Genomic DNA, 14,964 nt, shown 5'->3' with positions numbered 1-14,964 from the left:
TCAGGCCTGCCGCGCCAGCGCGGCGGGCAGTTCGGCCCGCAACAACTCCAGTAGCCCGCTGATCTTGGGCAACAGATGGCGACGCTGCGGATAGACCGCCCAGATCGGTTCGTCATCGGGCCGGAAATCGTCCAGCACTTCCTCCAGCGCGCCCGATGCGATGTGGGGCAGCAGGTAGAATTCGGGCAACTGGCATACCCCCATGCCCGCAATCGCGGCCTCCGCCACCGCGCCGCCGCTGTTGCAGCGCCACCGCCCTTTGGGCCGGATGCTCTCCGCCCGCCCGCCCCGCCGGAACCGCCACAGCGGCGACGTGCCGACCAGGCATTCGTGCCGCGACAGGTCGCCGGGCTTGCCGGGCCGGCCCTGCCGGTCGAGATAGGCGGGCGCGGCGCAGGTATGGAGCCGCCGCGAGGCGATCCGGGTGCCGATCAGCCGCGATTCCGCCAGCTCCCCGGTGCGGATGGCCAGGTCATAGCCCTCGCCCACCAGGTCGACCAGCCGGTTGGTCAGGTCGATGCTGATCCGCAGCTTGGCATGGCTGGAGGCATAGCGCCGCACGATCGGCGCGATGAAGCGCTCGCCCATAGCGGTGGAGCAGGTGATGCGAATGTCCCCCTGCGGCTCGCCGCCCTCGCTGATCATCGCGATCGCCTCGTCTCGCTCGGCGACGATCCGGCTGCAATGGTCGAAAAAGACGCGGCCCGTATCGGTCAGCCGCACCGTCCGGGTTGTGCGGTGGAACAAAGGCGCCTGCACCCGCGCCTCCAGCGCGGCGATGGCGCGGCTCATATGGGTGGTCGACAGGCCCAGCGCCTCGGCGCCCGCCTTGAAACTGCCCGCGGCTGCGATCGCGACGAACTCGTCTATGCCTTCCCAGCGGTGCATATTGTCCCACTCCAGAAATAATGAATCCCGCAAATGCTTTCTTATCGCGCAGGCGGGATATTGCTAGAGCGGGCGACACCACCGCCGCGCGGCGCGGGCTTGCACGGGCCCCTGCCGATCGGGCACAGGATTTTCCGATTATCGGACCAATTCGGGAGTAGACCCATGAAGACCCGCGCCGCCGTCGCCTTCGAAGCCAAGAAACCGCTGGAGATCGTCGAACTCGACCTGGAAGGCCCCAAGGCGGGCGAGGTTCTGGTGGAGATCATGGCGACGGGAATCTGCCATACCGACGCGTACACGCTCGACGGGCTGGACAGCGAGGGCATCTTCCCCTCGGTCCTGGGCCATGAGGGCGCGGGCATCGTGCGCGAAGTCGGCCCCGGCGTCACCTCGGTCAAGCCGGGCGACCATGTCATCCCGCTCTACACCCCCGAATGCCGCCAGTGCAAAAGCTGCCTGTCGGGCAAGACGAACCTTTGCACCGCGATCCGCGCGACCCAGGGCAAGGGGCTGATGCCCGACGGCACGACCCGCTTTTCCTACAAGGGCCAGCCCGTCTTCCACTATATGGGCTGCTCGACCTTCTCCAATTTCACCGTCCTGCCTGAAATCGCGGTGGCGAAGATTCGCGAGGACGCGCCCTTCCAGTCGAGCTGCTATATCGGCTGCGGCGTGACCACGGGCGTGGGCGCGGTCATCAATACGGCCAAGGTGCAGGTGGGCGACAATGTCGTCATCTTCGGCCTGGGCGGCATCGGCCTTAACGTGATCCAGGGCGCACGCCTGGCCGGCGCGAACAGGATCATCGGCGTCGATATCAACCCCGACCGGGAGGAATGGGGCCGCAAGTTCGGCATGACCGACTTCCTCAACTCCAGGGGCCTGTCGCGCGAGGACACCGTGGCGAAGATCGTCGAGATGACCGACGGCGGCGCCGATTATACGTTCGACGCGACCGGCAATACCGATGTGATGCGCACCGCGCTGGAAGCCTGCCATCGCGGCTGGGGCACGTCGATCATCATCGGCGTGGCCGAAGCGGGCAAGGAGATCGCGACCCGTCCCTTCCAGCTCGTCACCGGCCGCAACTGGCGCGGCACGGCCTTCGGCGGCGCCAAGGGCCGGACCGACGTGCCCAAGATCGTCGACATGTACATGACCGGCAAGATCGAGATCGACCCGATGATCACCCATGTCATGGGTCTGGAGGAGATCAACACCGCCTTCGACCTGATGCACGCGGGCAAGAGCATCCGTTCGGTCGTCGTCTACTGATGGAAACGGTCAGCACCAATCGCGCCTTTGGCGGCGTGCAGGGCGTGTACCGGCACGCCTCTGCCGTCACCGGCACGGACATGACCTTCTCGGTCTATGTCCCCCCACATGAGGCGGGCGCGACGCTGCCGGTCGTCTGGTATCTGTCGGGGCTGACCTGCACCCACGCCAATGTCACGGACAAGGGCGAATATCGCCGCCTGTGCGCCGAACTGGGGCTGATCTTCGTCGCACCCGACACCTCGCCCCGCGGTGAGGGCGTGCCCGACGATCCCGATGGTGCCTATGATTTCGGGTTGGGCGCGGGCTTCTATGTCGACGCGACGCAGCAGCCCTTCGCGCAGCATTACCGCATGTGGTCCTATGTGACGCAGGAACTGCCCGCGCTCGTCGCCGCACATTTCCCCGCCGACCCGGATCGCCAGTCGATCATGGGCCATTCGATGGGCGGCCATGGCGCGCTCACCATCGGCCTGACCTTCCCCGACCGGTACAAGGCCGTCTCCGCTTTCGCGCCGATCGTCGCGCCCTCGCAAGTGCCCTGGGGACACAAGGCGCTGGGCGGCTATCTGGGCGACGATCGCGCCGCCTGGCGCAAGCATGACGCCGTCGCCCTGATCGAGGATGGCGCGCGCCTGCCCGCCTTGCTGGTGGACCAGGGCGCGGCCGACGCTTTCCTGGAGCCGCAATTGCGGCCTGGCCTGCTGCGCGCCGCCTGCGACGGGGCCGGCATCCCGCTGACGCTGACGCTGCGCGATGGCTATGACCATAGCTATTATTTCATCGCAACCTTCATGGGCGATCATCTGCGCTGGCACGCCGCGCGGCTGACGCAGCAAGGCGCGGCATGAGCATCGACCTGCTGACCGACGATGTCGTGAACGAACCCTAGCAGGGCGCGGTGCGCGAAGGGAAGGGCGCCTTCTTCGTCATCCGCGACGGCCGGATCGCGCGGGTCAGCAACCACTATAATCTCGCCGACTGGCTGGCGCAGGTCGGCTAAGGGCTGTGGGGATTTAGGATTCCCCTTTTGCTGGAGTTGTGATTCACACTCTGGATGGATCGCTTTGTACTGACGGACGCCCAATGGGCGCAGATGGAACCGCACTGTCTGGGCAAGATCACCGACCCCGGACGCAGCGGCAGAAACAACCGGCTGTTCGTGGAGGCAGTGCTGTGGATTGTCCGCACTGGAAGTCCATGGCGCGACCTACCGGCGATGTTCGGCAATTGGAGCACGGCATTCCGCCGATTTCGCGATTGGCGGGAAGCCGATGTTTTCAAGCGGATTTTCGATGCTCTGTCGGATGAACCCGACATGGAATACGCCATGATCGATGCCACCATCGTCAAGGTTCACCGGCACGGCCAGGGCGCAAAAGGGGGACTCAGAGCCAGGCCATTGGTCGTTCCAAAGGAGGCATGACGACCAAGATCCTGGCTTTGACCGATGCGCTGGGCAACCTTGTCCGCTTCCGCTTGATGCCCGGCCACCGCTTCGACACGGTTGGCGTTGCTCCACTCATCGACGGCATCAAGTTCGGCGCACTGCTCGCTGACAAGGCTTTCGACAGCAACGATATCGTCGCCGATCTCAACGAGCGGGGTGCAAAAATCGTCATCTCGCAGCACCCGCGACGCGCCAGACCCATCCCGCTCGACGCCGAAATGTACAAGTGGCGCCACCTCATCGAAAACTTCTTCTGCAAACTCAAGGAATTCAAGCGTATCGCCATGCGCGCCTGCAAAACCGATCGCAGCTTCGAGGCCATGATCCACCTCGCTGCAGCCGTCATCAATTCCCGGTGAATCCCCACAAGCCTTAGAGCATCGTGCGGAAAAATGGGAACCGCTTTTCTGCTTAAAACGATGCGACAACAAAAACTAAGAGCGCGCGATGTGCGTCGGATTTAGAGCAGCATGCTCTAGGCGCGCACGCGCGCCTGCTCCAGGCCGAGCGCCGCCATCACCAGCAGCATCGTCAGGAAACTGACCCCCAGAACGCCGGTCAGCGGCAGGATGGACACCGATGGCAGCAGCGACACCGCCGCGCTTGCCGCGGCCGTGATCGCCAGTTGCAACGTGCCGAGCAATCCCGCCGCCGCCCCCGCGCCGCCGGCCGCCGCATCCAGCGCGGAAATCGCCGCAGGCGTCAGGATGAAGCCGGACAGGGCGAACAAAAGCATCGAATAGGCTTGGAACAGCGCGATCGGCGCCCCCGCGCCCGCCAAAGCGATCAGCCCGGTCGCGCCGATCGCGACCAGCGCCACCCCGGTCACCAGCGTCCGCGCGCCCAGCCGCCGCATCAGCGCCGGCGCGAACTGGGTCGCGATGATCGACGTCACGGCATTCAGCGCCAGCAGCAGGCTGTAATGATGCGGCGTCAGCCCGAACCCCTGCGTATAGACGAACGGCGCGGCGGTCACGAAGGCGAAGGGCACCGTCGTCGCCAGCCCCGCCACCAGCGTCCAGCCCAGGAACGCGGGCGTCGCCAGCAACCCGCGATAGGCCTGCATCATCGGCTGAGGGCGTAGCCGCTTTTCGGGCGGCAGCGATTCCGGCAGCCTCAGCGCGACCGCCACCAGCGCCACGATGCCGCCGCCCGCCAGCAGCAGGAACAGTCCGCGCCACGGCATGATCTGCAACAGGTAACTTCCGGCGAGCGGCGCCAGCACCGGCGATATGCCGATGATCAGGAAGGTGAAGGCCATGAGTTGCGCGGCGCGATGACCGCTATGCCGGTCGCGGATCATCGCGCGCACGCTCGATGTCCCCGCACATGCCCCCATGCCCTGTAAAAATCGGCATGCGACCAGCATGGTCAGGCTGGTCGCCATCGCGCAGGCGATCGAGGCGATCGTGAATAGCGCCAGCCCGCCGATCAGCGGCCGCCGCCGCCCGAACCGGTCGCCCAAACTCCCCAACGGAATCTGCGCCAGCGCCAGCCCCAGGAAGAAGGCGGACAGCGTGCGCTGCACCGCGCCGCTGTCCGCCGCCATCGCCCGCGCCATGCCCGGCATGGCCGGCAGGTACAGGTCGATGGCGAAGGGGCCGAGCGAGGAGAGAAAGCCGAAGGCGATGCCCAGCAGCAGGCTCGGCTCGGTGTCTTTCCGGCCGGCCGGGTCGGTGGCGTGCGGCATCGTCTGGTCTGTCCTCTCCCTAATTAGTAACGAACGTTATATTTGTTTTGCGCCTTTCACAAGCGTTTGCGCGGCCTTGCGACCGGCGATGTTTCGATTTGCATATTGTGTCATCCACATACAATGTGCGCCGCATGGAGCGCAGCGCTCGCCGCCGCGCCTTGCCCCGATAAATGAGAGGAACGCCGCCCATGGCCGTCATGCCGACCGCAGCCTTGCCCGCCGACGATCCGCGCAGCATTCTGGCCAGCCGGCCGATGCGCCTGCCGCAGGTCATGGCGATCGCCATCTGCTTTCTGCTCAATGCGCTCGACGGGTTCGACATTCTCGCCGTCACCTTCGCCGCGCCGGGCATCGCCCGCGCATGGAGCATCGGCCCCGGCGCGATCGGCCTGGTCGTGTCGGCCGGGCTGGCGGGCATGGTCGTCGGCTCGCTGACGCTGGGCCAGCTTGCCGACCGCATCGGGCGTCGGCCGCAAATCCTCCTGTGCCTCGCCATCATGGTGGGCGGCATGTTGGCCTCCGCCTTCGCCCCCAGCGTCGTGCTACTCTGCCTGCTGCGCGCCTTTACCGGCCTTGGCCTCGGCGCGGTGCTGGCGGCGGTCAACGCCGCGTCGGCGGAATTCGCCAACCGGCGCCGCCGCGACCTGGCGGTCAGCATCATGGCGGCGGGCTATCCGGTCGGCGGCATCGTCGGCGGCTGGGGCGCGGCGCAATTGCTCAGGAACCATGGCTGGGAATCGATCTTCCTCGCCGGCGCCGGCGCCACCGCGCTGATGGTGCCGCTCGTGCTGCTCCTGCTGCCCGAATCGGTCAGTTGGCTCGCCACTCGCCACGGCCCGGCTGCGCTGCCGCGCATCAACGCCATATTGCGCCGGCTCGGCCAGCCGGAAGCGGGGCAGGTGGCCATCGTGGACGAACCCAGGGCGTCGATGGGCCAGCTCTTCGCCGATCGCTACCGCGTCACGACGATCGCGCTGATCCTCATGTACGGCCTGCACATGATGACCTTCTATTATGCGCTGGGCTGGGCGCCCTCGCTGGTCGTGGCGCTGGGGTTCGATCCGTCGCGCGCGACGATCGTGTCGGTGTTCATGAACATGGGCGGCGCGATCGGCGGGCTGACGCTCGGCTTCCTCTCGCCGCGCCTCGGCCTGCGCCCGCTGGTGATCGGCGGGCTGGCCGGCGCGGCGGTCGCGGTCGCCGCCTTCGGCGCCGTCCCCGCCGCCATGGTCTGGCTTCAGGTGGCGGCGTTCATCCTGGGCTTTCTCGCCAATGGATCGGTGGTCGGCCTCTATGCCCTGATCGCCAATATCTATCCCACCACGCTGCGCGCGACAGGCACCGGCACGGTGATCGGCTTCGGCCGCATGGGCGCGGCGCTCGGCCCGTTCCTCGCCGGGCAGTTGCTGGCGGTGGGGGCGGGCAGGGGCGTCACCTCGCTGCTGCTCGCGCTGGGTTCTGCGGTCGCCGCGCTGGTCCTGCTGCTGTCGCGTCTTCGCCCGGCGGATGAGGAAAGGCACCTGCCTTAGCGCGGATCATTCGGGTCGCCCGCCTGCATTTTCTCTCTGGCCCGACCCGAAATATTCGTGTAGATGAAATATTCATGGATGCGAAATCATCAGATCGCGATGTCAGCGCCCCCCTCCTGATCCTGCCGGGATTGCTGTGCGATTCCCGCATGTTCGGCGAAACGTTGGCCGCTTTCCCCGGCAGCGCTGTGATCGATGGTTTCTACCCCGGTTGCGACCGAATCGAGGCGATGGCCGATCATGTCATCGCCCACATGTCCGATCGCTGCGCCCTGCTGGGCCATTCGATGGGCGCGCGGGTCGCGCTTGAAGTCATGCGCAAGGCGCCCGATCGCGTGGAGCGGCTGGCGATGGTCGATACCGGCGTCCACCCTGTAAAGCCCGGCGAGCGCGAGGGCCGCTACCGCCTGCGCGATATCGGCCGCGCCCAGGGCATCGGCGCGCTGGTCGCGCAATGGCTGCCGCCGATGATGGGATTCGCGGCCCTGCGCAACGAAGCGCTGATGGACGCGCTCTACGCCATGGCGGTCGCCGCCGGCCTGCCGACGTTCGAAGCGCAGATCGAGGCGTTGTTGCACCGTCCCTCGGTCGATGCGCTGCTGCCGGCGATCGCCTGTCCGACCATCGCCATGGTCGGCCGGCAGGACCAATGGTCCCCGGTCGCCCAGCATATATCCATCGCCGCCGCGATTCCCGGCGCGCAACTGCGCGTCGTCGAAGGCGCCGGCCATATGATGCCTGCGGAAGCGCCGCAGGCCTTCAACCATCTCGTGCGGCAATGGCTTTCAATGCCGTCCGTGCAAGACATTTGTGAACTTCCGGATCAAGTCGAAGGAGAGGTTTGAATGACTGACAAGACCCTGCAACAGCTGCTCGATGAAAAGGGCGACATCGTCGAATTCCTGCGTAACCAGCAGGTCGGCCCCAATGCCTATCCGGGCGTGCCGGGCGAATATAGCAACTGGCGCGACGAACAGCGGAGCTGGGCGGAAAGCTCGGTCCTGTTCAACCAGAGCTTCCACATGGTCGACCTGCTCGTCACCGGCCCCGGCGCGTTCGACATGCTGGCCTATCTCGCCCCCAACAGCTTCAAGGGCTTCGTGCCGAACCGCGCCAAGCAGTTCGCCCCCGTCACGCCCGAAGGCTATGTGATCGGCGACGTCATCCTCTTCTATCTGGAAGAAGAAAAGTTCGAACTGGTCGGCCGCGCCCCCTCGATCGAATGGGTCGAATATTGGGCCTCGACCGGCAAGTGGGACGTGAAGGTGGAACGCGACGAGCGCACCATCGCCCGCCCGCTCGACCAGCAGGGCTATCGCCGCAACTATCGCTTCCAGTTGCAGGGGCCGAACGCCATGCCGGTGCTGGAAAAGGCGATGGGCCAGACGCCGCCGGACCTGAAATTCTTCCACATGGCGCCGATCAATATCGCCGGCGTCGAAGTGCGCGCGCTGCGCCACGGCATGGCCGGCCAACCCGGCTACGAACTGTTTGGTCCGTGGGAAGATTATGACACCGTCCGCAACGCGCTGATCGAAGCGGGCAAGGATTATGGCCTCACCCTGTGCGGTGGCCGTACCTATTCGTCGAACACGCTGGAATCCGGCTGGATCCCCTCGCCGCTGCCCGCCACCTATACCGGCGAAGGCTCGAAGGGCTTCCGCGAATGGATCGGCGAAAACAGCTATGAAGGCAAATGCTCGCTCGGCGGCAGCTTCGTCTCCGACAAGATCGAGGATTACTACCTCAATCCGTGGGAACTGGGCTATGGCATCATGGTCAAGTTCGACCATGAGTTCGTCGGCCGCGAAGCGCTGGAAAAGATCAAGGATCAGCCGCACCGTCAAAAGGTGACGCTGGCCCTGGACAACGAGGATATCGTCCGCGTCATGAGCTCGATGCTCCAGACCGGCGACAAGGCGAAGTTCCTCGAATTCCCCAGCGCCGTCTATTGCATGCACCCCTATGACGCGGTGCTGAAGGACGGCAAGACCATCGGCCTGTCGACCTGGATCGGCTACACCATCAACGCCGGCCGCTTCCTGGCGCTGGCGATGGTCGACGCGGAGTTCGCTGCGCCCGGCACCGAAGTGACGCTGCTGTGGGGAGAACCCAATGGCGGCACGCGCAAGCCGACAGTCGAACCGCATGTCCAGACCGAAATCAAGGCGATCGTCTCCTCGGTCCCCTATTCGGAAGCCGCCCGCGACAACTACGCCGACGGCTGGCGCACCAAGGCCGCCTGATCGGCTGATATCCCGAGCGGGAGGGGACGGGGGATGCCGAAAGGCGTCCCCCGTTTTCGTTGGCGGACGGAGCTTCGCAAAGCTATTGGTCCGGTGACGACCAATCAGAGACGATCATTTAATCAGCCTTGTTGCCGCAAAGCCGCCGAACCCATTGCCTGTAAAACACGAAAACGAGGGTAGTTAACGGAATCGCCCCGAAGATGGATAGCGGCGCGAGAATTTGCATAAAAATGCCGGGAGGCGGGCACCCCGCTGGTTCCAAAGAACATGCTGGCTCGACCGGTGCCGGAAAAATGCCGAGAACGAGCAAAAAATAGAGCATCCAGAAGACCAGTGCCATCCCGGCAAAAGCCAAATAGAGGCAATAGCGGAATACCGTCTGCATACCGCTATCATCAGGGCCAATCTGATTGGCGTCAATGTCCGCTATCCCGGATGTTTTCTCGAAGCCCGACCGTCCCCTCACCACCCATTGTCGCCATTCAAAGACAGATAGGCTTTCGGCATTTCTTCCAACCACCCAACCCCTTCCAATGTAGGATAATGTCTGATCTATCCTGATGGATGAAGCAGCGTTTCGCCTCATTCAGACCCGCCCGGACCGTTGATGCGTCCCTGTCGTGTCGGCGGCGCATAACCGTCGTGCGCCTGTCGCGCCGCTGTCGCCCATGCGGCGCGTCACAGACGCTTCGCAGGGGCGTCGGAAGCGCTTCGCGAACGCGTCCGGCCTCTTTCACCCGACGACACTGTATACTTTGCCTCGCCGCGTCCATGACGCGCCACGCGTCACACCGCCGGCATCTCGGCGGCGGTGAACAGGCTCACGGCCTGCTCCAGCTTGGCGATGGTCCGTCCCTCCACCTCGGCGGTGAAACGCGGCACGGGGATCGCCAGGGCAAAGGCGCCGACCGCCACATCGTCCACCATCACCGCCATGCCAAGGCCACAGATGCCCGGCGTATATTCCTCGCGAGTGCGGCCGATGCCGGTGGCGCGGATCTCCGCCAGTTCGGCGCGCAACTGCGCTTCATCGGTAATGCTGCTGGGGGTGAAGCTCTCCAGCCGTGCCTGCGCGAAATAACCGTCCAGCTCGGCATCGGCCATGGTGGCGAGCAGCGCCTTGCCCGCCGCCAGGCAATGGAGCGGGCTGCGCGTGCCGACGCTGATCGAATAGCGCAGCGACTGTTCCGCCGTCTCGGTGACGATCGCCTCCAGATGCCACCCGTCGCGGATGAAGAAGGACGCCGTCTCGTTCATCTGCAACCGCAGCGACTTGACCAGCGGCCGGACCTTGTCGGCCAGCGACATGGCGATCCGGGGCGCGGCCAGTCGGTCGAGCGCTGGCCCAGGCAGATAGCGCCGCCCTTCGCGCGTAAGATAATGGCGTTCCGCCAGCGTCGCGAGCAGGTAGGACAGGCTGCTGACCGGGATCGCCAGGCCAGCGGCGATCTCCTGCGCCACCACGCCTGCCGGGCGCGCCACGACATATTCGATGATGTCGATGGTGCGCATCGCCGATTTGACGGTGGACGGCGTGGTGCCATTCATGAGCCAGCGAACCCCTGTTTAAAACGTAAGACTGCCCCGCCTTTCGGCAAAGCGCCAGCCCGCCTCTATGCGCACGAAACGGTCGTGAAAGGAACCGACTTTCGGCGCGCCCTCGCCTGTGAACAACAGCATTGCGCTTTCCCCCGTCGCTTCGCTGTCGCTCAGGACGTCGATGACGACATTGGAGCAGACATGCTGCGTCGTCCGCGCCGGCCGGGCGAGGAAAGCGGCGAGGATCGCGTCGCGCCCCTCCGTCCACTCGTCCGGCGCAGTCGGGCGCGCCATGCGGCCATCGGGCGCATAGAGCGCCGCGACATCCGCCCAGCGCCCCGCGTCATTCAGATTGGCGTAGAGCGCAACCAGACGGGCGCAATCCTGTTCGATTCCGCGGCGCTGCTCTTCTGTCACAGCCGACCTCACAGGCGCGCGTCCGCCAGGTCCGCGCCGGCGCGTAGCGACCGCAGCTTCTTCCAGGTCACCGCCGGATCGATCTTGCCATATCCGGCGAAGGTGCCGAAGCCGCAATCGGTGCTGGCGATCACCCGGTCCTTGCCGACAATCCCGGCGAAACGCGCGATCCGCTGGGCGATCAGTTCGGGATGTTCGACATAGTTGGAGCAGGTATCGATCAGGCCGGGGGCAAGGATCTTGTCGCCCGGCACTTTGGCGTCCCGCCACACCGTCCATTCATGCTCGTGGCATGGATTGGCGCCCTCGAACAGCACGGTCGCGGGACGGGCGGCCAATATGATGTCGATCACCTTCTCCAGCGGAATGTCGTGATCGTGCGGCCCTTCATAATTGCCCCAGCAGATATGCATCCGCATCCGGTCCGCGGGGATATTGGCGGTCGCGGCATTCAGTGCTTCGACATTGGCGGCGGCGATCCTGATGAACTCCTCGTCGCTCGCATCCTGATAGCCGGTGTGGCGCGACATGGCGAGGTCGGGGCAATCGAGCTGCAGGTCGAATCCCGCCGCGACGATCGTCTCATATTCCTCGCGCATCGCATCGACCAGATCGGCCAGATAGGCTTCGTGGCTGGGATAATGGCGGTTGACCTGGAAAGCGGTGATGAGGCCGGGGGACGCGGCGTTCATGAAGGCGCGGGTGCCGGCATGACCGGCCAGCGCCGTCTTGAACCGGCGGATGTCGTCGTGCAGCGGCGCCAGCGTCACCAGCCGGACCGGCCCGATGCAGGAGGCGCGGGTAAATTCCTGGCTCCCCATGATCGCCGCCAGCTTCTGCCGCAGTTCCGGCAGCGGGGCGAGGTCGGCCGCGACCTTGCGATCGATATGCCCGCCAAAGCCCGACAATCGCTCGATCATATAGGTGGAATAGCCGACCTTGCCCAGTTCGCCGTCGCTGACGATGGACACGCCCGCGCCGACCTGCGCCGCGACCGCGTCCGTCACCGCCTGCTGGACCGTCGTGTCGAACGAAGCGGCGTCATAAGGCTCGCCCTTGTCGCGGGCCAGCAGCAGCGGGGTCAGCGCGTCGCCGCGCGGCAGGCTGCCGACATGGGTGGTGGCTATGGACATGCATCTCTCTCCCTCGAATGGCAGACAGGTGCCATAAATTCACGAATATGGATATATCATAAATGTGAAGTGGCCCGCGAAAGGGAGGGTGCGGCATCTGGACAATCGCGCCGACATGCCTATATACCGATCGGTATGAAAATGGCAGCCGAACCCGTAACGAGAGGACGCCCCAGGGAATTCGATCCCGAGGAAGCCCTGTCGGCTGCACTCCAGGTCTTCTGGACCCGCGGCTATGAAGGCGCGTCGCTGGCCGAACTGACCGAGGCGATGGGCATCACCAAGCCCAGCCTATACGCCTGTTTCGGCAACAAGGAAGCGCTGTTTCACAAGGCGCTCGACCTCTATGAGCGCGACAAGCTCTGCTATATGCGCTCCGCTCTCGATGCCCCCACCGCGCGCGGTGTCGCCGAACGTCTGCTGCGCGGCACCCTGCAAATCCAGACCGGCGGCAATGATCCGCGCGCCTGCCTCGGCGTCATCAGCATGGTCGCCTGCACCACTCAGGCCGAATCGATCAAGACCGATGTGATCGCGCGCCGCGCCTCGTCGGACAAGGCGCTGGTCGAACGGCTGGAGCGCGCCAGGGCGGAAGGCGATCTGCCCGCCGCGATCGAACCGGCCGCGATCGCCACCTATCTGACCGCCGTCATCCAGGGCATGGGCGTCCAGGCCAGCGGTGGGGCGACTCCCGCGCAGCTCGAACAGCTGGTTGAAACGACGCTCGCCATGTGGCCCAGCGCCTGAGCATTTCCGCCTCGTTCAGCATCGCTTCATAAATTTTTACCAAGCGGTACAGAAAGCGGTTGACGACATGCCGCATCGCATTATATACCGATAAGTATGAAATCCGGTTGAGGCTCAGCCTCGAAGGAGGCTCAATGGCAAAAGCCTGTTTATCCATAAGCGAGTGACATCGACTTAACGGCCGTTCCGGCGCGCCGCATCTGCATCAACATCTGGTCATGCCGAGTGGGGCCTGCGTCCTGCCGACCATGACCTGCGCATCCTGACGCCGCCGCGGTTCGGGAGAGGATCGTGCATGCCCCATCGGGCGGCGCGGCCAGGTTTGCGCATCATCAGGGGACCGATCAAATGGCCTATATCGATTTTGCCCAGCCGCTGCTCGCGGTTGGCGACGGCATCGCCTTGTCTGTCGTGCGCGACCGTATCAAAGCCGCCGCCACCGGCTTTTCGCCGACCGAATGGCAGGTGGTGCAACTGGCCCGCGGCGATGGTCTGGCATCTTTGCGCGAACCGGGCCTCTGGACGCGGATCAAGACCATGATCTTCGGTCCGCAACCGCATTTCCGGCTCGCCAGCGCGCGTCTGGAAGCGCTGCGCCGGCTCGCCGTGGAGGGGTGGCACAATGGTTTCGCTGTCCGCCCTTCCGCCATCACCGATTTCCGCACAGCGGGTTTCAGCGAGGGGCAGCTTGAGTTGCTCCTTTCCGCGATCACCGCCGCGCGCCACAGCATCAAGGGGACTGTCGCATGAACATGATCACGAAGATCGACGCGGACGCACCGGCCGCGGAAATCCGGTCTGAAGCGGTGCGCAAGCGCTGGAGCGGCCGGCATGTCGCCTGGGCCGCGCTGGCGCTGGCGATCGTCGGTGGCGTCGGCTGGAAATATGCGGGCCAGCCGCAGGCGCAGGCGTCCGCCGCGCCGGTGGTGACGGTGGGCGTCGCCGCACCGCTGATGCGGCAGGTGGTGCAATGGGATGATTATGTCGGCCGCTTCGCCCCCAGCCAGACGGTCGATGTCCGGCCGCGCGTGTCAGGGCCGGTGACGGCGATCCACTTCCGCGACGGCGACATCGTACGCAAGGGGCAGTTGCTCTTCACGCTCGACCAGCGGCCCTTTCTCGCCGCGCTGGCCGAAGCCCGCGCCAATGTCGCCAGCGCACGCAGCGGCCTGCGACTGGCACAGGCGGACTATGCCCGCGTCCAGCGCCTGACCGGTGACGAAGCTGTGTCGGCGAGCGAGATCGATACGCTACGCGCCCGCCTGCAAGCGGCTCAAGCGGCCCTGGCGGCCGCCGATGCCCGCGCCCGCACGCGCGCTCTGGATGTGGAGTTCACCCTGATCCGCGCGCCGATTGCCGGTCGCGTTTCCGATCGCAAGGTCGATATCGGCAATCTGGTGTCGGGAGCGGAGGGCGCTGGCGCCAGCCTGCTCACCACGATCAACGCACTCGACCCCATTTATTTCAGTTTCGACGCATCCGAAGCCCTGTTCCTGAAATCGCAGCGCGACCATGCGGATGGCGGGAGCGCCGAAGTGGAAGTGCGCCTGCAGGATGAAGCCGATTATCGCTGGAAGGGCCGCCTCGATTTCACCGACAATGGCCTTGATCCCCGGTCAGGCACCATCCGCGGCCGCGCCATACTCAGCAATCCCGACCTGTTCCTGACCCCGGGCCTGTTCGGCAATATGCGCCTGTCCAGTGGCGGCAAGGTCAATGCCCTGCTGGTCCCGGACGATGCGATCCAGTCCGACCAGGCGCTCAAGACGGTGCTGGTGGTCGGCCGCGACGATGTGGTCGCCGCCAAGCCGGTGCAACTGGGGCCGCTGGTCGATGGGCTGCGGATCATCCGTTCGGGACTGTCGCCACAGGACAAGGTCGTCGTGACCAATGCCCAGGCTGCCATGCCCGGCACGAAGGTTGCGACCCGCAGCGCCCCGATCAAGGCGACCCCGGCACCGATCACGCCGACCGACAGGGCCGCGCCGGTCGCGTCTCAGGCGACTTTCGAGCGGTAACACAACCCCGTTCCGGTTGATTT

15 protein-coding genes are annotated in these 14,964 nt (G+C 65.3%); 9 read left to right on the top strand and 6 right to left on the bottom strand.

The annotated features are described in order from the left end of the window. A complete protein-coding gene (locus tag SBA_RS21895) occupies nt 1-888 on the bottom strand; it encodes a LysR family transcriptional regulator (protein WP_261937014.1) in 888 nt (295 codons plus the stop codon). A 165-nt stretch (nt 889-1,053) separates the two neighbouring features. Here SBA_RS21895 and SBA_RS21890 point away from each other — a divergent pair, with 165 nt between their 5' ends. From SBA_RS21890 to SBA_RS21880, 3 genes are all read left to right on the top strand, one after another. Beyond that, nucleotides 1,054-2,166 (top strand): S-(hydroxymethyl)glutathione dehydrogenase/class III alcohol dehydrogenase, encoded by a 1,113-nt coding sequence (locus SBA_RS21890; protein ID WP_224550862.1) that lies wholly within the window; start codon nt 1,054-1,056, stop codon nt 2,164-2,166. Continuing rightward, nucleotides 2,166-3,017, top strand: coding sequence for an S-formylglutathione hydrolase (gene fghA, locus SBA_RS21885; RefSeq protein WP_261937013.1), 852 nt, complete (start codon nt 2,166-2,168; stop codon nt 3,015-3,017). Before SBA_RS21890 ends, fghA begins: the two co-directional genes overlap by 1 nt. A 206-nt stretch (nt 3,018-3,223) precedes the next feature. After that, nucleotides 3,224-3,975 (top strand): IS5 family transposase gene (locus SBA_RS21880; RefSeq protein ID WP_261935108.1). Its coding sequence is split into 2 segments (ribosomal slippage): nt 3,224-3,554 and nt 3,554-3,975, totalling 753 coding nucleotides; the frame shifts between segments, so codons are not numbered across the junction. 116 nt (nt 3,976-4,091) lie between these two features. On the opposite strand, the gene SBA_RS21875 is transcribed toward SBA_RS21880, so the two are convergent. Next, nucleotides 4,092-5,306: a multidrug effflux MFS transporter gene (locus SBA_RS21875; protein WP_261937012.1), complete on the bottom strand. Its 1,215-nt coding sequence runs from the start codon at nt 5,304-5,306 to the stop codon at nt 4,092-4,094. Nucleotides 5,307-5,497: 191 nt separating this feature from the next. On the opposite strand from SBA_RS21875, the gene SBA_RS21870 reads away from it, so the two are divergent. The 3 genes from SBA_RS21870 to desA all read left to right on the top strand — a co-directional run bounded on the left by SBA_RS21870 (nt 5,498) and on the right by desA (nt 9,084). Continuing rightward, nucleotides 5,498-6,838 (top strand): MFS transporter, encoded by a 1,341-nt coding sequence (locus SBA_RS21870; protein ID WP_390902473.1) that lies wholly within the window; start codon nt 5,498-5,500, stop codon nt 6,836-6,838. 74 nt (nt 6,839-6,912) lie between these two features. After that, complete coding sequence (locus SBA_RS21865; protein ID WP_261937011.1) at nt 6,913-7,683, top strand: alpha/beta fold hydrolase; 771 nt, start codon at nt 6,913-6,915, stop codon at nt 7,681-7,683. After that, a complete protein-coding gene (gene desA / locus SBA_RS21860) occupies nt 7,684-9,084 on the top strand; it encodes a syringate O-demethylase (RefSeq protein WP_261937010.1) in 1,401 nt (466 codons plus the stop codon). It abuts the gene before it with no gap. A 118-nt stretch (nt 9,085-9,202) separates the two neighbouring features. On the opposite strand, the gene SBA_RS21855 is transcribed toward desA, so the two are convergent. The 4 genes from SBA_RS21855 to SBA_RS21840 all read right to left on the bottom strand — a co-directional run bounded on the left by SBA_RS21855 (nt 9,203) and on the right by SBA_RS21840 (nt 12,176). Then, a complete protein-coding gene (locus tag SBA_RS21855; RefSeq protein WP_261937009.1) occupies nt 9,203-9,472 on the bottom strand; it encodes a hypothetical protein in 270 nt (89 codons plus the stop codon). 401 nt (nt 9,473-9,873) lie between these two features. Next, entirely contained in the window at nt 9,874-10,635 is a 762-nt protein-coding gene (locus SBA_RS21850) for an IclR family transcriptional regulator (protein WP_261937008.1), read from the bottom strand. 18 nt (nt 10,636-10,653) lie between these two features. Next, nucleotides 10,654-11,043, bottom strand: coding sequence for a nuclear transport factor 2 family protein (locus SBA_RS21845; RefSeq protein ID WP_261937007.1), 390 nt, complete (start codon nt 11,041-11,043; stop codon nt 10,654-10,656). An 8-nt stretch (nt 11,044-11,051) separates the two neighbouring features. Next, complete coding sequence (locus SBA_RS21840; RefSeq protein WP_224550601.1) at nt 11,052-12,176, bottom strand: cobalamin-independent methionine synthase II family protein; 1,125 nt, start codon at nt 12,174-12,176, stop codon at nt 11,052-11,054. A 135-nt stretch (nt 12,177-12,311) separates the two neighbouring features. On the opposite strand from SBA_RS21840, the gene SBA_RS21835 reads away from it, so the two are divergent. From SBA_RS21835 to SBA_RS21825, 3 genes are all read left to right on the top strand, one after another. After that, nucleotides 12,312-12,923 (top strand): TetR/AcrR family transcriptional regulator, encoded by a 612-nt coding sequence (locus SBA_RS21835; protein ID WP_224550602.1) that lies wholly within the window; start codon nt 12,312-12,314, stop codon nt 12,921-12,923. A 348-nt stretch (nt 12,924-13,271) separates the two neighbouring features. Beyond that, nucleotides 13,272-13,673 (top strand): hypothetical protein, encoded by a 402-nt coding sequence (locus SBA_RS21830; RefSeq protein WP_224550603.1) that lies wholly within the window; start codon nt 13,272-13,274, stop codon nt 13,671-13,673. Continuing rightward, nucleotides 13,670-14,941, top strand: coding sequence for an efflux RND transporter periplasmic adaptor subunit (locus SBA_RS21825; RefSeq protein WP_261937006.1), 1,272 nt, complete (start codon nt 13,670-13,672; stop codon nt 14,939-14,941). Before SBA_RS21830 ends, SBA_RS21825 begins: the two co-directional genes overlap by 4 nt. The last annotated feature ends 23 nt before the right edge of the window (nt 14,942-14,964 follow it).

It is taken from the genome of Sphingomonas bisphenolicum, from assembly GCF_024349785.1.
Classification (GTDB): Bacteria; Pseudomonadota; Alphaproteobacteria; order Sphingomonadales; family Sphingomonadaceae; genus Sphingobium; species Sphingobium bisphenolicum.
Note: the sequence above shows the minus strand (reverse complement) of the source record. Positions and strands in the feature narration are given on the sequence as shown.